Here is a 23,300-nt window from a genome sequence, read left to right as displayed (position 1 = left end):
ATTATATTAAGTTTATTCACATTTAGGAGATTATGAGAATTTAGAAATGGTAATATTATAGCAATAGCAAGCAACCCTTTTATTTATGAACAAAAATTGTGAAGTCTGTTTAAATTGTTTTAAAAATAAAAAATTATGGACAAAATTTTGAAACCTCAAAACCTAAATAATAATGTTATTGAAACTGATGAGGATACACCGGAAGAACATACTACAGAGAATGCTAGTCTATATTCTGAAAATCTAATAGAACAGGATATTGATATTAGGGAAAACCCCTATACTGTTTTTGAATTAAAAAGAAAATGCGAGCAAAACAAAATAATTCTCGATCCTGAATTTCAAAGAAATCCCAATATATGGACTCTAGAGCAAAAAAGTAAATTTATTGAGTCAATTATTCTGAATTTTCCTTTACCTTATTGGTATGTAAAGCAAACTAAAAAGGGAGAATATATAGTTGTAGATGGGTTACAGAGAACTTCAGCTATCCGTGACTTTATAGATCAAAAATTTAAGCTGACTGGATTAAAAGTTTTACCACAATTAAATGATTGTAATTTTGATGATTTAAAACAAATACCTGGAGATTATGAAACTAGAATAGAGGATAAGAAAATTTCTTTATATGTGATTCCATATTCTGCACCTTCAAACATTCTTTATGAGATTTTTGAGAGAGTCAATACTGGAGGAACAAAACTAGAAAGACAAGAAATTAGAAATTGTATTTTCACAGGTAAATCTACAAAGCTATTAAAAGAATTATCAGAGAAAGATTATTTTAAACAGGCAATTGATTATGGTATTTCTGATAAAAGAATGAAAGATAGAGAGTTGATTTTGCATTATTTGGCTTTTAAGGTATGTAATGATTATCGTCAAGATTATCAAGGTGATATGAATAAATTTTTAGAAGATGCCATGCAAAAAATAAACGAAATGTCAGACGAGCAAATAGATGAATTAAAACAAGATTTTGAAAGATTGATGAAATTAACTTATGATTTTTTTGAACAAGAAAATTTTCGTTTGCCAACAGATAGAAGTAGAGGAAGAGTTAATATGATTATGTTTGAATCTATTTCTTACTTTTTCTCAACACATGACGATCAATTTTTAGAGCAACACAAAGAAACGATTAAACAAAATTTTGTAAAATTACGGGATAATTCAGAGTATGTTGGTTCAATTAAACGAGTTAGACATGATAAAGATACAGTCATTAAAAGATTTGATTTAGCACAAAAAATTTTGGGAGATGTTGAGCAATGTTGACTAAGATAGAATTAGAGAATTTTAAGTGTTTTCGAGAAAAAACTGTTTTTCCATTGGGGCAATTAACTTTGCTTACTGGTATTAATGGAAGAGGAAAATCTAGTTTGCTTCAGTCTCTACTCTTAATGAGGCAATCAATTGAATATGACAATCGTACAAATAAGTTGATTTTAAATGGGAAATGTCTTAATTTAGGTAGATTTGATGAAATTAGAAATACAGGTACATCAAGAGAAAAACCTATATATTTTAATTATTTTTATGATTACAAAATAGAAAATATAGCTGCAACAATAACAATGGAAGGAAGTATTAATTATTCTTTTGTTGAAGATATGAACGATGATTTAGTTGCCACACTTACAGAGGTTGAAATTAAGGGAAATACTTTTTTATCACCAATAAATCATCGTAGATTTTATCACAAAGTATTTAAAGATAATCCAACTATCTTACAATTGTTTACTGACTGGTTAGACTTTTCTTCCATTAATTATACTGAACTATTTCAAGCATTGAGAGATGATCCAACTATCTTACAATCTACTGCTACCTGGGTAAACTTTTCTGCCATTCATTATATTTCTGCTGATAGAATAGGTCCACAAGATTTTTATTTAAGATCGACTCTTCCTCAATTTCCTAATGTTGGTTTAAAAGGAGAACAAACAGTTAATTTACTTGACAGAATGAAAGATGAATTAATTAATGATAAATTATATTTAGGTGAAGATGCGCAAACTTTAATAATCCAAACACAAGAATGGCTGAATAAAATTTTTGATGGAGCCAAAGTTGAAGTTTCAGGTTCACAAACTAATATACTAGAACTAATGTTAAATAGTAGTTTATCAAAAGATCGTTTTCGCCCCGCTAATATTGGTTTTGGATATCATTGTATTTTGCCTATTATTGTTTCTGGACTTATCGCCAAAAAAGGAGAAATGTTAATAGTAGAAAATCCTGAAGCTCATCTACATCCGAAAGCACAATCTCAACTAGCTAAATTTTTAGCAAAAGTAAGTAGTTGTGGCATACAAGTATTGATAGAATCTCATAGCGACCATATTTTAAACGCATTGCGAATTGCTGTTCTTGATAATATTTTAAGTAATGAAGAATTAAGCATCTTATATTTTTCTCAAAAAATTGGTGAGTCTGTTGTTCAAATACCTATTGATTCTGATGGCAAGATAGAAGAATGGCCTGATGGATTTTTCGACCAAATGGATAAAGATTTCGAGCGTCTTTTTGGGATTTAAAATAATGATTAAAATTGAAATATTTATCAATGAAGTTTCTTTAAAAGGACAATACTCTACTCAAAAAGAATTTGAAGAAGCTTTAATAATAATCAAAAGTATTTTTGAATTAATTAATTGCCTTAAAAAAGAAAACATAAATCAAAAAAATTATTATACTGATGTGCTTTGGGATTCTTATGTAATCAAGGATGTAATTTTCAAAGAAAGTTTTAACAAAATCAAGCAAAAAGATTTGAAAATAGCAATTAGAAATATTATATTTAATAAAGTAAATCCCAAAGACTGGCAAAAAGAAAGAATTCATTCTGAAGAAGATAATTTTGATTATATGGATGGTCAAGATTATAAAGATGCAGCAAATACATCCTTAGCAGAAGCGACACAAAGACAATTAATTAATTTAGAGTCAAAGTATTTATTGATTAATTTTATAGATTCTTGTTTTCAATGTCAGCATCAGAAGATTATAGAATGCTATTCTATTTCTATTGTTAAAAATAATGACACAGAAAATCTAATTCAATTAGATAGTATAGATCGGAAAGTTGGATTACAAAACTGGGTGGAAAAAACTTGTCAATTAAGTAGATTTAACTATGATGAATCTTCCACCGATCCCCCTAATGATAAGCAAACTATCTTAAGAGATACTAATAGATTTGAATCTACTCAAAAACAACATGATGGTAGGAAAATTTATAAAGAGAAAGAAACTGGATATCTCTGGTATGTGGATAATCTACATTATGGAAAATCTGCCCATTTAGAAGTTTTTGATAAGACAGGTAAAAATCATATTGGAGAATCAAATTTAGAAGGCAAGATTGATATATCAAAATCTGATAACAATAAAAGTGTTTAAAAAGCATTGATAGACGCGGGCTTTCAAGGGAAATTATGGTACATTTGTATAGGGGAAGTTCAGTTATTAGCTTGCGCTGTTAGTCTCCACTAATTTCAACTAATGCTTCACCAGACCGTAGAAGTTCCAGTGCTACTGTTAATGTTGCACTTAAAATTTCTCGTAACCTAGCATTTGAGGTGTTACCACAGGTTAACCAGATAATTTGAGGTGGTTAGTCAAGGCGATCGACTAGATCGACAAAATCACTGTCTTTAGTTATCAAGATAACACTTTGAGCCTTTGCTGCCTCAAAAATATCAATATCTTCAGCATCTCTCAAACCAATATCCCGTAGAGCTAATGCTGTTACTCCAAAAGTATCGCTAATCCAAGTTGCGATCGCAGGCGACAGTTGTGCATCTACCCAAATTATCATAGGACTAATACGGGATGATTAAGTTTACGGGAGGCATATAAAAGCGCTGCTTGCAGATCGTTGGCCTCTAGATCGGGCATTTCTGCTAAGATTTGTTCGGCAGTCAGTCCAGCAGCAAATAAATCTAGTACATCCGATACTCTAATTCTCATACCTCGGATGCAAGGACGACCACCACATTGTTTAGGATTAATTGTAATTCTTTTCAGTAATTCTGACATATAGTTTGACTCCAGAGTAAATTTTAATCTTATTATAGACGTACTTAATACTATTTGTTATTACTATTGTCTGGTTTAAACCAACCCTTGATTGCTTCTTTTACAACTTTAAGAAACTTATTTTCTAATAAAAATACTTTTTTTCTACTCTAGCATAGAAAATTTAAAAATTAGTGGGGAGAAACTTTTGGATACTTCTCTAGTTAAAATAACTGCTTATTGTGCGGAAACTTTATTCTCATTTCCCCTCAAATGCGTTCAGCATATCTTCCCGTAAAGGAGCATCAAAATCATCCGGAACAGTAAACTCACCTGCACACAAACCAAATGGCCGTAACTGCTTGCTACTGCCAATAGGTCTAATTTCAGCGATCGCTTGCTCAGATAGAATAATTACAACCGTTTCCTCCTCTTCGACTAAACGCAAATATTTCAGTGGATCGCTTTGAATTTCATCAATAGTTACATTTAGCATGATCAAAAACCTCAGAATATCTACAAAAACGATCGCTCAATAATCTTTTTTGACTACAATATCAAAGTGTAGGACATCTTCCCGCACACCCCCAACTTTTCTATATAACTCTATTGCCGGATCATCACCATAGTCAGCTTGAACAAAGATAACATAAGCTCCCCGATCAACAGCTATATTCTTGAGTGCGTCAATGAGCGCCATTGCTATACCTTGGCGACGGTATTCAGTGGATACCGCCAAATCATATATATAAATCTCGCTGCGTTCTTGCTCAAATTTGTGAAGTTCATATGCTGCCAAACCACCCACCACCTCTCCATGTTTTAATGCGACCAACACGATAAAATAATCTCTGCTGAGTAGCTTATGAAGATAATCAGTTTTAGGCTGTGCTTTGCAATAAGTTTCCACTTCATCAAACGCATCACCAAAAACATTAAGCAAGTCTTGCATTAGCTTTATATCTTTCTCAGATAGATGTTGAATGGTGATATTTTCTGTTGAGTTCATATTAATATATATCCCAAAACAAGACAGATAAAAATAATATTTTCCGTATTCTGTCAATCAAAAAAAAAGGCTCATCAAAACAGAAAATATGAGCTTCCTGACTCAATGACCGTACCAAAAATATTTGTTGTTGTTGAACGTTAGACCTTCTTATAAATTACTCAGCTAATGCAGGATGGCAGAAATAACTAACCAGTTACAAAATTCTAAAAGCCTTACCAATCAATATTTTTGAATTTTGTACGGGCGAATGCCATTCGCCCCTACGACTTTTGACTTCCGCGTAGCGGCACTAATTACATTGAATATAAGGTCTCCATACCCACCCCATTTGTTGAGGAGTTTGTACTGATTGAACATAAACCCACTTTGACTGAGACTCTTGTCCTGCTGGTGGTTCAGTAACTCTCAGTTGAGTATTTTTAGCAAAATTGAAAGACATATTATAACCTTTGGCATTGGGAAAATTTCGCACTGGAATATTCGGATATTCGGGAGAACCTATTGCCTGACAAATTGTTCCTACTGGTACTCCACCTGTTCTATTTCCTGTATTAGGTAGTTGTGAGGCAGAGCGTGTATTGCAATTTTGCAGATAGGGAGTATATACCCAACCTTGAGAATTATTCGGTCCAATTACTTGTGTCCATTGTCCATCATTAGACCTATTGATGACTGTTACAGAAGTACCGTTATTAAAAAAGGCAATATTTCTACCTCCATTTGGCTGGTCTCGGAAATCTACACCTGCACGACTATCTGCTGGTGAAGACTGAAGCTGACAAACTTGTTGTTGAGCAAGTAATATTTCATTGGTCTGGTTAACCCATGGAGTCCACTGGTCTGCCATGGCAATAGTTGGTATTTGACTTCCTAATAAAGATAGAGAAGTAATTGTTAATATTCTTAGGTAATTTGGCTTTTGCTTGATGTTATTTTTCATAAATATTCTGAATTATTTGTAATCGCAAGTTTAACTACTAACTATGTAAGTCTATATTTCAGATGTTTTGATTATTCTTAACACTTTGTTTAGATAAAAACATCTTTTTTTAAAAGTAGCTTTATCTGTATAATTTTGATATTTTAATATAAACAAAAATTTTGACAAGGGAGATTTACTAAGTTAACAAAAATCCTTATTTCCGCCAATAAATCTATAAACTCAAGAACAGGAAATTAAGGAATTTAAGCCAGATCAAGAATGTAGGAAAAGCCTAAATACTTGTAACAAATATTTATCACACCTGGTATATAAAGAAAAGTAACTAAAGAGACCTCATAATTACGCAGAATTATGCGTAGCGCTATATTATACCAAGCGTCATTTCAGTTATCAGTTATCAGTTATCAGTTATCAGTACCTCTAGTTTAAGTCAGAGGCTTGAAATATTGAACTTGATTTTCTCTTAGTCGATTGGATATGGCGAGGAAACCTCGCCATCCCATCCTACGGAATGCTCCGCAAACGACCGCTTTTTCATCCCCTTGTAGAGCGGTAGCTCGCGGCGCAGCCAAGGGGAGGCTTCAGACCTTATTTTTTGGTGAAAAAAGAATGTTATATCAAATCCGGTAGCATCGGTATAAAATCTTTTGAAGTAGGAGGACCGAGTCAACCCACCCCTAACCCCTCCCCTCCTGGGAGGGGAAGGACCGAGTCAGGAGGGAAAAAATTTATAAATATTTGGTAATGGTGAAGATGGAGAATGTTTTTATATCGAATTAAACGGATTTGATATTACGAATTAATTTGGGCAGTAAGAGCGTTAGCGGCAGCTCTACGTTAGCAAATGGCCATTTGCCCCTACTTTATAGGAGATGTCTCTTGGACTAAAAAGATAAATTCAGACCTAAAAACTGCTATTAAAGCCATTCCCGTGTGACTCGGTCCTCCTGACTTCCTCCTGGGAGGGGGAGGGGTGGGTTGACTCCTAAGAAATATCCTAGCTATTTTGTAGCAAACATTTATCAATTTAGTATTAAAGTAAACATAATATAAAAAAAACCGGACTTCCTAACACAAATCCGGTTAAAAATCAAAACGTTATTCGAGCAAAATAAATTATCTCTTACTACAAAACTTCTCCACACAACGCACAAACATTTCTACTCCCATTCCTAGAGCAGTTTCATCAAAATCAAATCTAGGATGATGGTGCGGATAAGCTAAATTTTTCTCAGCATTTGCCGAACCTAAAAAGAAATAACAACCAGGTACTTCTTGCAGAAAAAATGACATATCTTCACCCCCCAGAGTTTGACATTCTGGTACAACACCCGCAGGAGTTTCTACTAATAATTCAGCTACACTTTTAACCAAATCTGCCATTTTTTGATCGTTAATTAACGGAGGATAAAGAGGAATATAATTAAATTCATAACTCGCCCCGTGACTTTCACAAACTCCGGCAATAACCTGCTCAATTCTTTTCGCAAAATAATCTTGATAAGCCAAATTAAAATAACGTACAGTACCACCCATTCTGGCAGTATCAGCAATTACATTAAACGCCCGACCTGCCTTTAATTCCCCAACCGTCACAACCGCTGAATCTATAGGATTAATATTCCGAGCTACTATTGTTTGCAAAGCATTAATAATTTGAGCAGCAACTACCACAGAGTCTACAGTTTGATGAGGCATCGCTCCATGCCCACCTTTACCCAAAATTGTGCAATTAAATCTTTCGGTAGCCGCCATTAAAGCACCACTGCGGACTCCTACTGTGCCGAGGGGTAGATTATTCCACAAGTGCAAACCAATAATGGCATCCACATCTGGATTTTTCAACACCCCCGCTTCAATCATTGGTTTAGCACCTCCAGGTCCTTCTTCTGCTGGCTGGAAAATGATTTTTACGATCCCATTAAAATCTTGGCGATGGGTAGCGAGATAATGCACAGTACCAAGAGCGATCGCTGTATGTCCGTCATGGCCACAGGCGTGCATCACACCATTATGTATTGACCTATATGGCACATCGTTTAATTCTTGAATTGGCAAAGCATCTAAATCTGCCCTGATAGCTAATACAGGTCCTGGTTTACCACTGTCAATAGTTGCCAGGATACCTGTTTTCGCAACTCCTTTTTGATGTTCGATGCCCCACTCTTGCAATTTTTGGCAAATAAATTCCCCTGTTAAATATTCTTTGAAACCTAGCTCTGGTCTTTTATGGAGATGTCGTCGCCATTCAACTAGCAAAGGCTGTAATTTTCTAATTTCTGGACGCAGTTGAGATTGAGTAACAGAATTTGAAGTCGGAATAGTTGAAACCATATTTTTTATACTGAATTATTAATTTTTGATTGTCGTTGGTAAAGGCAAAAACTTCTCTAAATCTAAATTAGAGGCTGCTGTTGCTAATTTGCCTAAGTTGTTAATATCTGGCAAATGTGGTATAATGCCACAGACTTGTACTTGAGTTAAAGATTGAATTAGCTCAACAGGAGTCCAGTCAGCAATTTCTTGCTCCGAGCAAGGTTTAACACAGTTGAGAATAATTCCTCGGAGATTAACCTTCATTTGACGAGCTAGAGCAACATTAGCTACGGTTTGAGCGATCGCGCCTAACTTGATTGGTACAACCAAAATAGTAGGTAAATGCCAATCCCTAGCTATGTCTGCCACCGTCAGTTCGTGAGTTACAGGAGAACCTAATCCTCCTAAACCCTCGACTAACACAAAATCTTTTTGTTCTCGTAATCTTGCAAAAGTTGACCAGACCCCATCTAATTGTACCAGACGACCTTCCCGTTCTGCAGCTACAGGAGGAGCAACGGGGGTTTCATACCATAAAGGGTTAATTTCGTCAAGAGATTGGTCTAGAGAAAATAATTGAGTGTAAAGTTCGCGATCGCCTATGCCAGTTTGAATAGGTTTAAATAAGCCTAAATTCCGGTCTTTATGGTAAGTTTGCCAATAAGCAGTAAGAGCTAGGGTCAATATCGTTTTACCAGCGTCGGTATCGGTTGCAGTAATCAAAAGTTCTTTCAAAGCATTTACCCTGGAATATCATTTCTGGATCTCTCCATTGTAATATCTTCAGGACTTACATACAAAACTCTACCTGTAGAGTGCATTGCAACTCACCTTATACAAATTTGATAAATGTTTGCTACAAGTATTTAGGCTATTTACTAGGAGTCATATCAAATCCGTTGGCTTCGGAGTAAAATTCTCAGGAATTAAGCAAATTGACTGTCAAACCACCATCTGTAGGGGCGAATGGTATTCGCCCTCACCATAAGTAGAGTCTCTGCGTAAGTCCTGATTCTGTTGATCGTCATACAATTGAGCAGGGCGTTAGCGGCAGCTTTGCGTTAGCAAATGGCCAGAAACCTCCTATAATATAGACTCTTATCTTTAAAGATTGAATAACACCGATGCTACCGGATTCGATATCAGTGGTAGAGGCAAACGGCCGTTTGCCCCTACAGGAGTCAGAATGAATGGCGCAGATGCGACCCCGCACCCTTCGGGTATCTCTTTCCTCCTCCGGAGGAGCTATGCTAACCCCAGACGCTTTACATACGGCAGTTGAATGAAGGGCGCAAACGTTAACGCTCCGCGACATTAAACGCACAGTGTTGCGTTAGCAAAGCAGGAACTGAGCTGCCAGAGCGGCGTGCAATCATGTATGGGTAACTTTGGATAAGTTTATTAGAACGGAAGGGTTTCGGGACTGAAAATGAAGCCTACCTGAATATCTCAGCTTAAACTATCCCCTACTTTCCCCCATGTTCCCTTTATTTATAGGGATTCAACAAGATATGATATTACTATTTATGGATCGGCACGATTTTCCAGATCGTCTACAGCGTCTTGTGTACGTTCATTAGTATTCTTGGGCTTCAACCAATCAGGCCATAGCCCAACTATAAATTTTCGACTTTGCAAGCTGGCGTTTTGGACAGGTTGAGGCACAAATTCCAAACTGTCACCACCAGTTACAAAAACTATACTTACAATGACAAATAACCATATTAGATTCTTATTCATAAGCTGATATTAGTTGGATTTATTTGTTTAACTTTAAGTATTCCCACTACTAACAAAAATACTTCATACCAATATGAAGGTAAGGTAGAAGGCAGCTATGCTGAAGGCTTAGAGAGGAATTTGAAAAACGTAATGGATGATAAGCGGATTTGGTATTATATAGCGTTTCTCAAGTTACTGAGGTACAGTTGTTTTTCTTCTTTTCTACTCCCTACTCCCTACTCCCTAAAATAAATTAACTTTGTACTTCACCAGCATGGGAATTGCTATATGCTCTATTGAATCAACTTCAAAATCTCTCTAATTTTCCTTTCTTTCTTGATGATTTTTTTCGACTTTATCAGAAAAAACATTATTTTTGCCTAAATCATGTAAAGACTTAGAGATAAAAATCACCACTAAAAAACATTGTTTAACTTTAATCATAAATTTTAAACTATTAAAGCTGATTGACTAATAATTATTGGCAGATATATTGGAGTTTATGATGAATCAGATTATCCATTTTTAACGGATAAATTTAATTTGCAATCGTCATTATTACAGATTTACATACTCTCGGAATTTGCTTGGGTTCTCAATTAATTGCACGGGAACTAGGAGCATCAGTTTATGCAGTTCAACTAAAGAAATTGGTTAGTCAATTCAGTTAGCCTCTTTACAGAGGAGCTACGCTATCAGTAATAGGGAGGCTAGAAGATGCAGAATGTTCTTTTTTATAGCCTCAAAAGGGGGAGGGTTGAGACCTGATTTTTTTTGTCAAAATTGGAATTTACTGAGACAGGAATAAACTCACCTTGAACTTATTTATCAACAGAAAATACATCTGTTCTATATTGGCCAGTTGATGCAACTCTACTTGCCTTGATTTCTAAGTATCAAAACCAAGGTTTTACTTGGCAAAAAAATAGTTTAGCTTTGCAATTTCACCCAGAAGTAACGATTAGAGAATTAGAAAGATTGTGTATTGGTCATGGTTTGGAAATATCTGTAACTTCAGATGTTACTGTTACTAAATTAAGACAGAATACAGCCACAAAGCCGTGAAAATTTGGAAATTTATACAAATCAACTTTGGCAAAGTTAGTTATCAGAGCTAGAAAGCATTAATATTCCCATTAATAGAAAGAAAAAAGTTAGGTAAGCAGGAAGAAAAAGATATTGGTAGTTTTGTAAAAGTAGTGTTTAGTAAGTATATCCATTTTATCACTAGAAGGTAAACCTAAACAATCACTACTTATTTACCACTACCAAAATATTAACTTATGGATATTTAGCACTCAATTCTTGCTTGCCATTTTCATATTTTTTGCATAAGTTTCTACGTCAGTTACAATATAAACATTATTAGCTGCAATACCTTCTTTTTCCATGAACCTCATTACCCTCAAGTGAAATTCATCCCTATCACGCCCGTAACCAGCAGGAAGGTGATACGCAACATACTTGATCTTGCGAGTATTACCCTCAACACCTTGGAACATTACATAATGCTCCAGAAAAACTCCCATACTTTTAAATATTTCATCAAGACCAGCCATTATCCTCTGTACTTGATCTGCTGTAATGCCATCAATTTCTAAAGTTCCTGCTATCCCCCACTCGTCAACATCAGCTCTATTTTGAGACCAGTTATCTACAATACCACCGACCATTTTAGAATTGGGCATTTTAACGATTGAACCCCATTCCCATGCGTACAACTTTGTTGTTCTTAAACCTATTTCTGAAACCTGGAAAAAACCACTTAACCCTGTAACTGCTATCCAATCACCAGGTCTATACAACCCATCAGTATAGATAATTATAGCACAACACCAATCATAGATAATGTCTTTGAACAACAGACCTAGAGCAACACCAGCACCACCAAGTAAACCAATCAGGGCACCTGCAGATGCTCCCAAAAATACTTCTGCTCCTTTAATACATACCACAACAATTGCTGCAATCCGAAATAGTCTAGGGAAATAGGGAACCAGCAAATCATCAAGGTCTGTCTCCGTGTGAACAGTTAGATATTGTAGTAGTTGACCTAGCAAAGGAGCTGAACGATAAATTACATTTGCTACCAGAGCAATAGCAGCTAAACCGAGAACATCAGTTATCAGTGTGTTTAACTCAGCACTGATATACTCTACTAAAATTATATGCACTGCCCAGAACCCAGCAACTAAAACTAACCAGCTTAAGGGTTCTTTAATGATAGCAATCAATTGATCGTCTAAGTCAGATTCAGTATTAGCAGCCAGACCTTCAATACTTTTAATAATTACTCCAGCAATAAATCCCTGGAGTATTAGTGTTAACAGCAATACCCCTATGGCAAATAATAGTTTATATGCCGATAGGCCAAAAATAGTTATTTCTCCAAGACTATTCCAAATTTGTTCTAATAAGTCCACTTTTTTTCCTCAACTTAGAGATTTTTTATAAGAATAAGGTACTTTCCTAGTCTACAGAAACTGAAGTCTAGGGTCTAGCAAAATGCAAAATTAAGATCGATACTTACAGTAGCAAAAAAACTGTCGATCAAGTATTGTTAATATAATATTTTAATATGGGCATTGCATCGTTATGGAATGATCAGGGCAGGGATTGGTGAGAGGGCACATTAAATTTAAAATAATCAGGCATCATCCTGCAAATTATAGAATATCTTAATTTATTCTGACTATCTCTTTTGCCTGATGCAAATAAGATTTTACCTTGTCAGAGCCATAAAAATCAAAAAAAGATTTTTTAGTTAGCTTTCTAGTTCATATATACAGAGCCTACGAAGCTATGGTATATATTGTATTATTTCAGTAATAATCGGAGAACTGAAGACTACAGATAAGTAGGTTGGTACAATTAAACCGATGTATATTTAATTGTGTAAAAAGTTTGAAATAACCTATTTATAGACTGTCAGTTAATTTTGACATTTTGTTACTTATTTTGATTTTTTATTGTTGTGTAAGTCAAGAGAGAGAACAGATATTAAGATTAAACTATTATTCTAAAAAGTGCTGTAATAGTTAGGAACATTTCAGATTTATCTTCCTATATTTGTCGCTCAAATATCAGATGAACTAGAGTTGATATTTTGAGACAAAATTTAGATAGCACAATTCTCCTTGGGGTAATTTTGCCATTCAGATATTTTTATCAATTCAGCTAAAAAAAATGTTAATCCTCTCCATTTTTTTTGCCAGAAATCAAGAGATTATTATGTACTAAAATCTACAGGAAAAACCAAACCATGAAGATCAAGAAAAAGATTCAAAATGATGTCATAAAAGACGATAAAATAATTCCCAAAAAAGCTAAAATCATCAAACAAAAAATATACAAATTTTTACATAAAACATTAACTATTAATAATGCTAGTAAGCCACAAATAATCGCATTTTACACCTCACTAATCCTTGGTGGAGTTAGTTTAACATTAGCTGTATTAGGGTCCTTATTGTACACCCTAGAACAAAACGAAAGATTTGATAATGCTAAACAGCAAGCTCAAAGGGAAACAGCTAGAGTTGCTCTAGAGATTGACCGACGACTGTATTTTGCCCAAAAATCAGCTCTTTCTGTAGCTAACAGTCTTACTTCTGGTCAATTAAGTGATGGGGAATTATTGGAGCGACTTAAATCAGAAATTGAGGCAAATACAGAACTTTTAGATATTGGCGTTGCTTATCAACCCTTTGCTTATCAACCGGATGTCAAGTTATATGCACCATACTATGCAAGAATAGAAGACAAAATAGAACTATTTGAAACCAAAATTAACTATACTAAACCCAAGTATGCTTGGTATAGTAATACCCTGAACAAAGGACCAAATTGGGGAGAGCCACATTTGTGGAGTGACACTTCTATAGTCAGCGATCCAGTAGTCGGATTTTATACTCCTTTTTATAACCCAAATACTCCAGAGAAATCTCTACGAGGTATTGTATATAGCGAATATTCATTAACTCAAATTCGACAAGTGATGGAGTCTCTAGACTTGGGTAGAACTGGCTATGGATTTATCATTTCTAAAACTGGAACTTACCTTTATCATCCGAATGAAGAATTATTTAAAGCTCAAGCAAATGTCTTTGATATTACATACGAACAGCAAGATGAAAAACTCAGAGAATTAATTGTAAAAGCTCTTAAAGGTACACCAGTAGAAGCAAATTTAACGGATGAAATAACAGGTCAAAATTCTTGGTTATTTCTACGGACAACCAACCGGAATGGATGGGTAGTAGGAATAGTCTTTATTCAAGATGAAATTTTACCAGATTCTGCGGTAATAAGACGTAAGCTAATTGCTCTTAGTATTGCCTACCTTTGGTTTGGTGTTTTTCTGTCAGTTCTGCTCTTTCAAGCTTACCTGGGAGGGGTAAAACGAATTGCATTAGTATCATTTATTATGACACTATTATTTGTGGCAAACATTGGCTTTGTTTGGAATTTAGTTTTGAGAGCAAGAACTTATACAGCAACTCGAAACCTTTTGCTCAGTGATACTGGTGTAACACAATTATTAGCTCCTCAAATAGAGTTAAGTCAAGAATTAAATCAAGAACCACCCCTAATTATTCCCACAGGAGTTTTTATTCAATCATTTGATTTTACCAGTCCAAAAGATGCTTTTGTCACGGGTTATATATGGCAAGAATACCAAGATGGTGTACATGATGATTTATCTCGTGGCATTATACTTGCTAATGCTATTGAAGATAGTGATTATGAGTTAAGAGAAGATTATCGACACAAAAAAGATGGTTTAGAAGTTATCGGTTGGTATTTTTCTTATACTCTCCGGATGGATTTTGATTTTGATTATTATCCTTTTGATGATAAAGATTTGAAAATTCGGATTTTGCATCAAGATTTCAATAATGGAAACTTAGATCGTCGGGTAATTCTTGCTCCTAATTTAAGTAGTTACAATGTAATTAACCCGCGAACTACACCAGGGGTAGACCAAGAAATGGTACTCGGAGAATGGTATCTCAGGGATAGCTTTTTCGAGTATGTATTTAAGACATACAATACTAATTTTGGTCTGCTAGATTCTGCTCCAAAAACTAATTTTCCTGAACTTCAATTTACAGTTATTTTACAAAGGTCTTTCTTGGGTCTGTTTATTTCTAAACTAGGACCAATGATTGTAGTTTTGACTTTGTTATTTGCAGTACTATTGAGTTGTGACAGAGAACAAACAATGGAAGTTTTGGGAGCTGCTGCTGGTTTTGTATTTATTGTTATTTTAGATCAGGTGACAGTTAGACAACAAATAATTACTAAAGGTATTGTTTACTTAGAGTATTTTTACTTTGTTGTTTATTTATACATTTTCTTGGTAACTTTGAACTTTATTCTCTGGAGTTTGAAGCCCGATCTTCAGATTTTTAAGTATAAAGATAACTTTATTTTTAAGGCGCTTTATTGGCCGAGTATGATGAAAATTTTACTGCTAGTCACTATTTTGGTATTTATTTAAAGGGCGTTGCTGAAGAGCGTGTATGATATTAATCTTAATTGCTTAGGAGTTAGGAGTTAGGAGTCAGTCCTCAGTCCTCAGTCCTCAGTCCTCAGTCCTCAGGATTAAAGAAAGAAGAAGGGCGTTGCTGATTCTGGGTATGATGCAAGCCCCCCTAACCCCCCACCCATTGGGGGGAATAAAACTCTAAAAGTCCCCCTTTATTAATCCCCCTCCCCTCCCCCTTGAAAATCCCTCTCCCGTCCCCCGAAGATCGGGGGAAGCCAGAGGATGCTTCGCTTTTTGTTGAATGGGGGATGCGCGGGGGCGAAGGCGAGAACCAAATAATCGCTCATTCATACTTCAATTCAGCAACGCCAGAAGAAGAAACCCCGAGTAGAAGGAGAAAGTTTTTTGTTTAGCTGGCCCACAACGTACATTAACACTACGCGACAGATCAAGCGTAGCATTCAGGACCGAAAACGCGAAGCACGGAACGGAGTTCTATCGCGCTCTGACCCAGACATCATATCATACCTTAAATCACCAACGCCATTTAAAGAAAGAATTTGGGTTGTTTGCGCAGCATTCCAGCACGAAAAGGGAATATAAGAATACCCTAACCGTGATGCTTAGTGCTATCAAATACTTGTAGAGACATTTCATGAAATGTCTCTACATTCTTTTTCATGTATAAATCTATTGTGTAATATCATGTCCGGATAATTAGTTATAAAAAAACTTTCTCCTTCAACTCCAGTTCTTCTTCTTTCTTCCCTCTTTCCTCCTGACTCGGTCCTTCCCCTCCCCTCCTGGGAGGGGTTAGGGGTGGGTTGACTCCTGAGGACTCCGTAGTTATTGATCACTGTTTAACCGGACATGATATAATACCTATTCAATCAGCTACCACTGATTTTTTGCCTTTCTTTTTCAGTGAAAAGTTTATCAATCAGTTTAACACCAACAGCAGATTCTCCCTCAAAAACAGAACCAGTAGTGAGTTCCTCAACACGCTTTCGTATCTTCTCTTGCAATATTCGAGGTAAAGGTACATAACCCTCTTCGGAAATTATTGGTTTGTTAGCAGTATTGATTTTGTAATCAATAAAAGCCTTGACAGGAGGTATGTTTTCTAGGGAATTCTTGCTCACATATAAAAATAATGGACGAGATAGAGGGCTATAAGTACCGTTAGCTATAGTTTCACTACTTGGCTCCACACATTGACCACTACCATTGTCAACAGAAATCACCTTCACCACATCTTTATTTTGTTCATAGTAGGTAAAGCCGAGAAAACTCAAACTGCCCCATTCAGATTCAATTCCCTGAAGAATGACATCATCATCTTCACTGGCCTTATAATCTTTGCGACTTCTACCTTCCTCCCCATTGACAGCATCAGTGAAGTAATCATAAGTACCAGAATCGGGATCGGGAGCATAGAGACCCAGAGGTTCTTCGGGAAATTCATCCCGAATTTGCTTCCAATTTGTTATTTTCTCCTGATCATCATTATTAGGTTGCCAAATTTTTGTTAACTCTTCTAGGGTCAGACAGTCTGCCCAATCATTGTAGCGGTTAGCGATTATAGAAATACCATCGAAAGCAATGGGAATTTCAACAAATTCTATTCCATTTGCCTGACAGAGGTCAATCTCAGACTTTTTAATGGGACGGGAAGCATTTGATACATCTGTGTCCCCAATACAAAACTTTTTGAGTCCGGCTCCAGAACTAGATATTCCTACAATTATCTGAGTTTCAGGATTATCATTCATAAATTTTTGAGCCATTGTGTTAGATAGGGGAAAAATTGTACTTGAGCCATCAACTAGAACATATTCTCTTTCCTCAATATCTTCTTCGTTTGCTAGTGGAGATTTTTCGGTAGTGGTTATTGTTTCCTTATTGCCGCAAGCACCTACAATCAGAAGTAGAGCTACTGCAAAAAAACGGAGAGATTGATTTTTCAATTGTATTACTAAATTCATAAATTTTAGAGTAAGATTTTCCAGCGTTGGTAAATTAGGGTATGATATTAATCGCGCATTACTTAGGAGTCAGGAGTCGTAGGGGCGATTCGCGTAATTAGGAGCATTCCGGAACGGAAATCGCCCGTACAGGAGTCAGGAGGGAAGAAAGAATAAGAAATAGAAGGAAAAAGTTTTTTGTTTGCGCTCTTATCCGGACAATATATCATACCTCTTTTCACCAAGGCCGATTTTCCTAATAACTTTGATAATTTTATCACTTATCAATATTCAAGATTGAGATCGACTTTCTATGTCAGCTAATATTTTATAGTTTAGTTTTGTGGGATAATTATAGCAATTCCCAAAAAGCGTGAGTTACAAAACTCTAGACTTTAGGCAACAGCTCATCTGACAATAGTGAAGTAAATATAAGAGTGTACCTCAAGCTTACAGAGAAACGCTATATTATTATCCAATTACTAAGACTGACAAAACTATTTTGTGTTGATAATTTTCCGCGCCCTATTTGCGTAGTGCTATAACATTTATACCTTAACCATTTGAATAACTGTCACATTTTGAATATTTTTCTCTGGGAAGCTAAACAATTATAAAGGTATCCATCATTAGAGGAAGTAGAAGAATGAAAACTTCTGGAAATTTTGCTAGCTTTACTATTGGGCTAACTTTAATATTACTTTTGACATTTGGTATTTTACAATGGCTACATATTTCGGTTGGTAGTTTTTTAGATTGGGTAATTGCGGGTGCTTGTTTTTGGTGGTTATTGTTAATTGTTACGGTTCCCTGGAATATACATTTTGAAGCTAAAGAGGTATTAGCTGAAGCTGCTGAGTCAAAGCAAAAAGGTATAGCAGTTGATGCTAAACAAGTTGATTATGTTACTAAGTTAGCGCGTTTTTCTTTGTGGATAGCTTTGGCCTTACATTTTCTTTCTACAGTTGGGCTTTATACTTTAGCTATTACTGGTATTAGTGTAGTTGGTTATGTGAGTTCTGGCGCAGCTTTATTGTTAACTGTTTTACGTCCCGCTATACGTTTATATCAATATTTAGTGGTGCGGTTATCGATGATTCGCCGAGAACTATTGCATCCTCGTGCAGATATTATTGAACTTAGAAATCGCTTTGAAAATATCGAAAAAACTGTGGAAAATCTAGCAGCACAACTAAGTCTTGAAAATCCAGAATCTTTTAGATCCAAACAACAACAACACTCGGAAATAACAAGAAAAGAATTAACTCGTTTAGCAGTGACAATAGAAGATTTAAGGAATACAAACCAAGCAGAACATCATCAGTTGGCTAGAGATTCTGAAAAAGCAATATCTCAACTTTCAAGAGACGGGCAATTTCTTAATCATGTGCAGGAAATAATTCGGTTTATCAAAGAAGCTTAATGATGGATTTACTTTCAAGACTTCTCCATGCCGATCTTCAATAGTTAACAATTAATAATTACCTCTCCTGAAAATAGATAGGATTGGCAAAAAGCATTTTTTTATTTATTTCTTCTTCAAAGAATAGGGTTTATAGCAGTCGAAAGAAAGGGAGGGAATATATCAACAACTTCAAACTCAAACAACACAAGATTTTTCCTTCTTCTTTCTGCTATAAACCTATAATTATTCAGTAAATTATGGAGATTCTTATCATCTTTCCAAACTATTAAACTTCATCAATAAAGCCAAACAATTATAACACTTATCTTTGAAGCAGGGATTAAGCAAAAAAATCTTAATCTATATACAGGGAAAAGGTTTGTCACAAAAAACTAAAAACTAAGTCTGCCTAACTTAATATACACCTAAATCTGTCCCGATTAAGATACACTGATTTTGACTTTAATCTATATTTAATATGACATCTTACTTCAGATAAACTGAAGCTTTGTAACAAAGCTTGGATGTGATTTTCTTTAGTAAAAAATTCTAGATTTTATCTGAAATAAAAAATTTATTCCTAATCATTTTTATTAGATATACCCCTTTGGGTATAGAAAATATTTAAAAGAAATTTTACATTAATCAGGAACTTATGGAAGAAAATTTAATCTACCATTTAAAATACTAGAATCCAAAATCTAAGATACTAACTCACCCAAAATTTAAAAATATTAGTTTTTGTTTTGAGCCTGAAGATTTGTATTAGGTTCACCATTGGCTTTATCAAACTCTTCTCGGTTAGGAAATATGTCAAAAACCCGATCCATACTTGTTAACTCAAACAGAATTTTAATTTGTTCATTAATAGAACATACAACTAATTGACTTCCCGCTGCCCTAACAGTTTTTAGCGCTAAAACTAAAGCACCTAAGCCAGAGCTATCCATAAAAGTTACATCTTTAAAATCTATCAAAATAATATCTGCTCCAGCTTCGACTTGCTCGCTAATTTCTTGGCGAAATGCAGTAGCCTTAGTGCCGTCTAAAATGCCATTAGGTTGAATATACTTAACCACAGTACTCATATTTTCTAGAAGCTATGACTCTAACTATTTACAAACCTAGGCTAGTATACCCCATTACTGAGATTAAGTCCAAGTATATTGATAAGTAAGTCAAAGTTAATTATTATATAGGCTTTTCTGTTGTTTGATTTAATTGATAGGACTAACTTTGGCACGGAATAGTAGTTTATCTCCTTGCCGATAGCCAGTATAACGAACTTTGACCAGTTCTCCCTCTTGGGCAGACCCTTCCATTAGTTGATGTAACTGAGGGTCAAAAGGAACTTCTGCTCCCACAGGAACGATAGATTCTACATTCCATTTTTGGAGCAATTGCTCTACTGGACGTAACAAAGGTAATATCTTTGTTGCTGCTAAACGAGGATTTTCTTTGACTTTGTATACAACAGTAGGCCATTGTTGTAACCAAGATTCTAAAATTTGCAAACTAGACTGTTGAAACTCTTGTGTTAAAAATTGTTTTTGTTGCTCAAAGTTTGCCTGGAGATTGCGATATTCTTGTTCTAATATTGATGTAGAAGTTGGTACTGATTTTTTGACAAGTTCGGGGGCAAAATTATCTAATAATTCTGTTAAGGTGATTCCTAATGCTTGACTAATTTTGAGTAAAATATCTACTCGCATTTGTGACCCTAACCCACGTCGCAACCTAATAACCTGCAATTCTGAAACCCCTGCTTTTTGACTTAATTCTTTAAAGCTAGAAATACTTGCTTTTTCCATAAGGTTTTGTAATTGGGAGGCATAGTTTATTGGAAAATACTGATTCATTTCACCGGAGATTAAAAGAAAAGAGTATACATAAAAGTATGCTCTAGAATATATCACAATTACTCATTATTACAAAGAGGGAGTAGGGGGAAATAATTGATAATTTATGTGCAATAGTTGATTTTATTTTTTACGATCGCTAGATATCTATTAATAGCAATTTTATTTGAGTTGTGAGATATTGTAGATTTTAAGGAATAGGGAACAGGAAATGACAAACACCGAAGCAATAAAATTATCACAAATGATTTAGGACTGCTAAGGTAGGTCATTTCAGTTATCAGTTATCAGTTATCAGTACCTTAAATCTTTTTGCGCAGCATTCCGTAGGAAAGTAGGAGGATTGAAATACTGAAGTTTATCTTTTTTCATCCCCTTAAAAGGGCGAGACCCTCTTTTTTGGTCAGCATTAAAAATTATCTTGATGACACGCCACGAAGCGGAGGGCAGAAGGAATAAAATAGTAGAGTGTTTGAGCTACTTTACTTTTGGTTACATAAATGTGGAGGTAAATAAAATTGCAGACTAAGATACATAAAAAATATTTAATTCACAAATTAATTCCGAGTACAATATTGATTACAGGTTTACTGCTAGGATTATATAAGATACCAGCAGAAGCTTTAGAAGAATCTAATAAATTGCTAAAAATAGGAGTTATACAACGATTTGGTACTAAAACTACAGATCAAATTACCCTGAGAGCTACTCCTGGAGATAAATTAACTTTAAGCTTTAAAACTCCAGCAGGAAAAGAAACTCTTACTACTGAAAAAGTTGAGCTAAAAATTAAGATGAGACCGCTAGAAAAAGCATTATTAAAAGAGCGGTTAGTTTTCAGCAGTCACCGTAGTTATGAAAATGCTGAAGAAGATGCTGAATTATGGAAAGATAAGGGAATAGAAGTAGAAGTAACCCAACCCGGAAGATGGAAAGTTTGGGCAAAAAGAGAAGTTTATAAAACTCCTTTATTGCGACGCTGGTTACTAGAAAGTCTAGAAGCTCATAGTAATACAAATGTATATCTCGATTTGGAAATTCTCAAACAACGACCCACAGCTTACTGGGAAATGAATGGCTATACTTATCATCGCCATGAATTAGATATTACAGCAGGAAAAGATATAATTCTCGTCAATAATCAATTTAACCAAGATACAGTAATACCAGAAGAACGACGTTATGCTGGCTCACTCAAATTACAACCGAATGCTTATGGAAGCTACACATTAGTAAATAATGTCCCAATAGAAACTTATATTCGGGGAGTAGTACCCCACGAATTAGGAGCTTGGCCACCAAAAGCATCCCTCGAAGCTCAAGCAATTTTAGCTAGAACTTATGCACTACGAAATTTACATAGGTTTGTGGCAGATAATTATGAGTTGTGTGCCAATACTCACTGTCAAGTCTACAAAGGATTAGATGTATACCCAGAAACAGATGAAGCAGTAGCAGCAACTAGAGGAAAAGTCCTGACTTATGAAGATGAGTTGATAGATGCTGTTTATTTTGCTGTTAGTGGTGGTGTGACAGCAGATTTTAACGATCTATGGAATGGCACTGAACGTCCATATTTACGACCTGTAGTTGATTCAGCTAATAATATCTGGGATTTATCTACAAATAGTTTAGCTGATGAACAAAATTTCCGTAAGTTTATGAGTCTTCAAACAGGATTTAATGAAGAAGGTTGGATAGAGTTTCGTTGGCGCGAGGTAGTGAGTTTGCCTGGTATCGTTAGTTATTTGAAGAGTTATTTTCGAGAGAAAAAAAGTCCTTTTGCTCAAATTGAAACTGTAAAAAATGTGGAGGTGACAGAGCGATCGCTTGCTGGTCGTGTTCTGAAAATGACTGTGGAAACTGATAAAGGAATTATAGAGTTAAATAAGGACGAAGTACAAAATGCCTTTTGGGTACCTTGGAGTACACTGTTTTATTTAGACCCTATATACAAACCAGATCAAACTTTATGGGGCTATAGTTTCGTTGGAGGAGGATTTGGACATGGGGTAGGTTTCTCTCAGAAAGGGTCTATTAAGTTAGCTGAGTTAGGTTGGAGTAGCGATCGAATTCTCAGTTTTTACTTTCCTGGAACAGAGATCCAACCTCTCAGTGAGTCCGTCACTTTTGGACAACAATAATAGTGGCGATCGAGGCAACATATAGCGGTTTTCACTCATGTTGACTACAAAATTTCTGCCCTCTGCCTTTCCTAGGTCATGCTGCACAGAAAGCATAGCTGCCTTTAAGCCAAAATCTCTGTATTTTACGTTAATGAAAACTGCTATAAGTGGCGTTGCTGAATAAATGTATGATTTCATACCAAATCTGGTGATCATGCACCACGTTTTTCGCCCTTCCTCTCTAACTCTTCAGCATAGCTGCCTTACCGTGCTGTGGAGGAGGTGCGTTACTTGACATACTCCCCGGCGTTTACGCACGGGGATTCTCCTGAAACCAGGATTCTTGGTTCAATGAGTCCACTTAAACTAAACACCTTACGGCATCTAGTCCAGAGATGGTTCTCACGCCTGCGCGTTCGCTCTATTGCCTCTTTCAGAG

General features: G+C 35.4%; 20 protein-coding genes. 8 read left to right on the top strand and 12 right to left on the bottom strand.

The genetic code is table 11. The features are described 5' to 3' along the window. Window positions 1-135 precede the first annotated feature (135 nt). From F6K15_RS27230 to F6K15_RS27220, 3 genes are read left to right on the top strand one after another with little or no spacing between them, the layout of a single operon-like run. The gene (locus tag F6K15_RS27230; RefSeq protein WP_293066964.1) at window positions 136-1,278 is read left to right on the top strand and encodes a DUF262 domain-containing protein; all 1,143 of its coding nucleotides are present in this window, start codon (window positions 136-138) and stop codon (window positions 1,276-1,278) included. Continuing rightward, window positions 1,272-2,540, top strand: a complete 1,269-nt coding sequence (locus F6K15_RS27225; protein ID WP_293066961.1) for a DUF3696 domain-containing protein — start codon at window positions 1,272-1,274, stop codon at window positions 2,538-2,540. Before F6K15_RS27230 ends, F6K15_RS27225 begins: the two co-directional genes overlap by 7 nt. A gap of 4 nt (window positions 2,541-2,544) precedes the next feature. Continuing rightward, window positions 2,545-3,405 (top strand): hypothetical protein, encoded by an 861-nt coding sequence (locus F6K15_RS27220; RefSeq protein WP_293066959.1) that lies wholly within the window; start codon window positions 2,545-2,547, stop codon window positions 3,403-3,405. A gap of 214 nt (window positions 3,406-3,619) precedes the next feature. Here F6K15_RS27220 and F6K15_RS27215 read toward each other — a convergent pair whose 3' ends face one another. The 8 genes from F6K15_RS27215 to F6K15_RS27180 form a co-directional block, all read right to left on the bottom strand. Beyond that, window positions 3,620-3,823 carry a DUF5615 family PIN-like protein gene (locus F6K15_RS27215; protein WP_293066956.1) on the bottom strand — a complete coding sequence of 68 codons (204 nt, stop codon included), beginning with the start codon at window positions 3,821-3,823 and terminating at the stop codon, window positions 3,620-3,622. Then, complete coding sequence (locus F6K15_RS27210) at window positions 3,820-4,044, bottom strand: DUF433 domain-containing protein (protein WP_293066953.1); 225 nt, start codon at window positions 4,042-4,044, stop codon at window positions 3,820-3,822. The genes F6K15_RS27215 and F6K15_RS27210 overlap by 4 nt, the downstream gene beginning before the upstream one ends. A 238-nt stretch (window positions 4,045-4,282) precedes the next feature. Continuing rightward, window positions 4,283-4,519 (bottom strand): type II toxin-antitoxin system Phd/YefM family antitoxin, encoded by a 237-nt coding sequence (locus F6K15_RS27205; RefSeq protein WP_293066950.1) that lies wholly within the window; start codon window positions 4,517-4,519, stop codon window positions 4,283-4,285. A 36-nt stretch (window positions 4,520-4,555) separates the two neighbouring features. Next, entirely contained in the window at window positions 4,556-5,032 is a 477-nt protein-coding gene (locus F6K15_RS27200) for an AAC(3)-I family aminoglycoside N-acetyltransferase (RefSeq protein ID WP_293066947.1), read from the bottom strand. Between the two features lie 292 nt (window positions 5,033-5,324). Further along, window positions 5,325-5,975 (bottom strand): SH3 domain-containing protein, encoded by a 651-nt coding sequence (locus F6K15_RS27195; protein ID WP_293066944.1) that lies wholly within the window; start codon window positions 5,973-5,975, stop codon window positions 5,325-5,327. A 1,119-nt stretch (window positions 5,976-7,094) separates the two neighbouring features. Continuing rightward, entirely contained in the window at window positions 7,095-8,312 is a 1,218-nt protein-coding gene (locus tag F6K15_RS27190; RefSeq protein ID WP_293066942.1) for a M20 family metallopeptidase, read from the bottom strand. A gap of 18 nt (window positions 8,313-8,330) precedes the next feature. Next, window positions 8,331-9,029 carry a dethiobiotin synthase gene (gene bioD, locus F6K15_RS27185; protein WP_293066939.1) on the bottom strand — a complete coding sequence of 233 codons (699 nt, stop codon included), beginning with the start codon at window positions 9,027-9,029 and terminating at the stop codon, window positions 8,331-8,333. A 789-nt stretch (window positions 9,030-9,818) separates the two neighbouring features. Continuing rightward, on the bottom strand, window positions 9,819-10,034 hold the full coding sequence (locus F6K15_RS27180; protein ID WP_293066936.1) for a hypothetical protein: 216 nt from the start codon (window positions 10,032-10,034) through the stop codon (window positions 9,819-9,821). Window positions 10,035-10,564: 530 nt separating this feature from the next. On the opposite strand from F6K15_RS27180, the gene F6K15_RS38665 reads away from it, so the two are divergent. Continuing rightward, window positions 10,565-10,687 (top strand): hypothetical protein, encoded by a 123-nt coding sequence (locus tag F6K15_RS38665; protein ID WP_363268817.1) that lies wholly within the window; start codon window positions 10,565-10,567, stop codon window positions 10,685-10,687. 211 nt (window positions 10,688-10,898) lie between these two features. After that, window positions 10,899-11,081 carry a hypothetical protein gene (locus tag F6K15_RS27175; protein WP_293066933.1) on the top strand — a complete coding sequence of 61 codons (183 nt, stop codon included), beginning with the start codon at window positions 10,899-10,901 and terminating at the stop codon, window positions 11,079-11,081. A gap of 233 nt (window positions 11,082-11,314) precedes the next feature. Here F6K15_RS27175 and F6K15_RS27170 read toward each other — a convergent pair whose 3' ends face one another. Then, a complete protein-coding gene (locus F6K15_RS27170) occupies window positions 11,315-12,439 on the bottom strand; it encodes a mechanosensitive ion channel family protein (protein ID WP_293066931.1) in 1,125 nt (374 codons plus the stop codon). An 839-nt stretch (window positions 12,440-13,278) separates the two neighbouring features. On the opposite strand from F6K15_RS27170, the gene F6K15_RS27165 reads away from it, so the two are divergent. Beyond that, window positions 13,279-15,519, top strand: coding sequence for a Cache 3/Cache 2 fusion domain-containing protein (locus tag F6K15_RS27165; RefSeq protein ID WP_293066928.1), 2,241 nt, complete (start codon window positions 13,279-13,281; stop codon window positions 15,517-15,519). An 878-nt stretch (window positions 15,520-16,397) separates the two neighbouring features. On the opposite strand, the gene F6K15_RS27160 is transcribed toward F6K15_RS27165, so the two are convergent. Further along, a complete protein-coding gene (locus F6K15_RS27160) occupies window positions 16,398-17,492 on the bottom strand; it encodes a PstS family phosphate ABC transporter substrate-binding protein (protein WP_293066926.1) in 1,095 nt (364 codons plus the stop codon). A gap of 625 nt (window positions 17,493-18,117) precedes the next feature. Between F6K15_RS27160 and F6K15_RS27155 the strand changes: the two genes are divergently transcribed. Continuing rightward, window positions 18,118-18,894: a hypothetical protein gene (locus tag F6K15_RS27155; RefSeq protein ID WP_293066923.1), complete on the top strand. Its 777-nt coding sequence runs from the start codon at window positions 18,118-18,120 to the stop codon at window positions 18,892-18,894. A 716-nt stretch (window positions 18,895-19,610) separates the two neighbouring features. Here the strand turns inward: F6K15_RS27155 and F6K15_RS27150 are convergent. Beyond that, window positions 19,611-19,964, bottom strand: coding sequence for an STAS domain-containing protein (locus tag F6K15_RS27150; protein ID WP_293066920.1), 354 nt, complete (start codon window positions 19,962-19,964; stop codon window positions 19,611-19,613). A 129-nt stretch (window positions 19,965-20,093) separates the two neighbouring features. Continuing rightward, a complete protein-coding gene (grpE, locus tag F6K15_RS27145) occupies window positions 20,094-20,735 on the bottom strand; it encodes a nucleotide exchange factor GrpE (protein WP_293066917.1) in 642 nt (213 codons plus the stop codon). 518 nt (window positions 20,736-21,253) lie between these two features. On the opposite strand from grpE, the gene F6K15_RS27140 reads away from it, so the two are divergent. Further along, window positions 21,254-22,879, top strand: coding sequence for a SpoIID/LytB domain-containing protein (locus F6K15_RS27140; RefSeq protein ID WP_293066915.1), 1,626 nt, complete (start codon window positions 21,254-21,256; stop codon window positions 22,877-22,879). Window positions 22,880-23,300 lie beyond the last annotated feature (421 nt).

This window comes from Okeania sp. SIO2B3 (assembly GCF_010672525.1).
GTDB lineage: Bacteria > Cyanobacteriota > Cyanobacteriia > Cyanobacteriales > Microcoleaceae > Okeania.
The sequence above is the reverse complement of the archived record's forward strand: the minus strand, read 5'-3'. Positions and strand labels throughout refer to the sequence as shown.

What these genes read in the sequence shown, in the direction of transcription:
- F6K15_RS27230 (WP_293066964.1), top strand. Translation starts at nt 136, where the DNA reads ATGGACAAAATTTTGAAACCTCAAAACCTAAATAATAATGTTATTGAA.
- F6K15_RS27225 (WP_293066961.1), top strand. Translation starts at nt 1,272, where the DNA reads ATGTTGACTAAGATAGAATTAGAGAATTTTAAGTGTTTTCGAGAAAAA.
- F6K15_RS27220 (WP_293066959.1), top strand. Translation starts at nt 2,545, where the DNA reads ATGATTAAAATTGAAATATTTATCAATGAAGTTTCTTTAAAAGGACAA.
- F6K15_RS27215 (WP_293066956.1), bottom strand. Translation starts at nt 3,823, where the DNA reads ATGATAATTTGGGTAGATGCACAACTGTCGCCTGCGATCGCAACTTGG.
- F6K15_RS27210 (WP_293066953.1), bottom strand. Translation starts at nt 4,044, where the DNA reads ATGTCAGAATTACTGAAAAGAATTACAATTAATCCTAAACAATGTGGT.
- F6K15_RS27205 (WP_293066950.1), bottom strand. Translation starts at nt 4,519, where the DNA reads ATGCTAAATGTAACTATTGATGAAATTCAAAGCGATCCACTGAAATAT.
- F6K15_RS27200 (WP_293066947.1), bottom strand. Translation starts at nt 5,032, where the DNA reads ATGAACTCAACAGAAAATATCACCATTCAACATCTATCTGAGAAAGAT.
- F6K15_RS27195 (WP_293066944.1), bottom strand. Translation starts at nt 5,975, where the DNA reads ATGAAAAATAACATCAAGCAAAAGCCAAATTACCTAAGAATATTAACA.
- F6K15_RS27190 (WP_293066942.1), bottom strand. Translation starts at nt 8,312, where the DNA reads ATGGTTTCAACTATTCCGACTTCAAATTCTGTTACTCAATCTCAACTG.
- F6K15_RS27180 (WP_293066936.1), bottom strand. Translation starts at nt 10,034, where the DNA reads ATGAATAAGAATCTAATATGGTTATTTGTCATTGTAAGTATAGTTTTT.
- F6K15_RS27165 (WP_293066928.1), top strand. Translation starts at nt 13,279, where the DNA reads ATGAAGATCAAGAAAAAGATTCAAAATGATGTCATAAAAGACGATAAA.
- F6K15_RS27160 (WP_293066926.1), bottom strand. Translation starts at nt 17,492, where the DNA reads ATGAATTTAGTAATACAATTGAAAAATCAATCTCTCCGTTTTTTTGCA.
- F6K15_RS27155 (WP_293066923.1), top strand. Translation starts at nt 18,118, where the DNA reads ATGAAAACTTCTGGAAATTTTGCTAGCTTTACTATTGGGCTAACTTTA.
- F6K15_RS27150 (WP_293066920.1), bottom strand. Translation starts at nt 19,964, where the DNA reads ATGAGTACTGTGGTTAAGTATATTCAACCTAATGGCATTTTAGACGGC.
- grpE (WP_293066917.1), bottom strand. Translation starts at nt 20,735, where the DNA reads ATGAATCAGTATTTTCCAATAAACTATGCCTCCCAATTACAAAACCTT.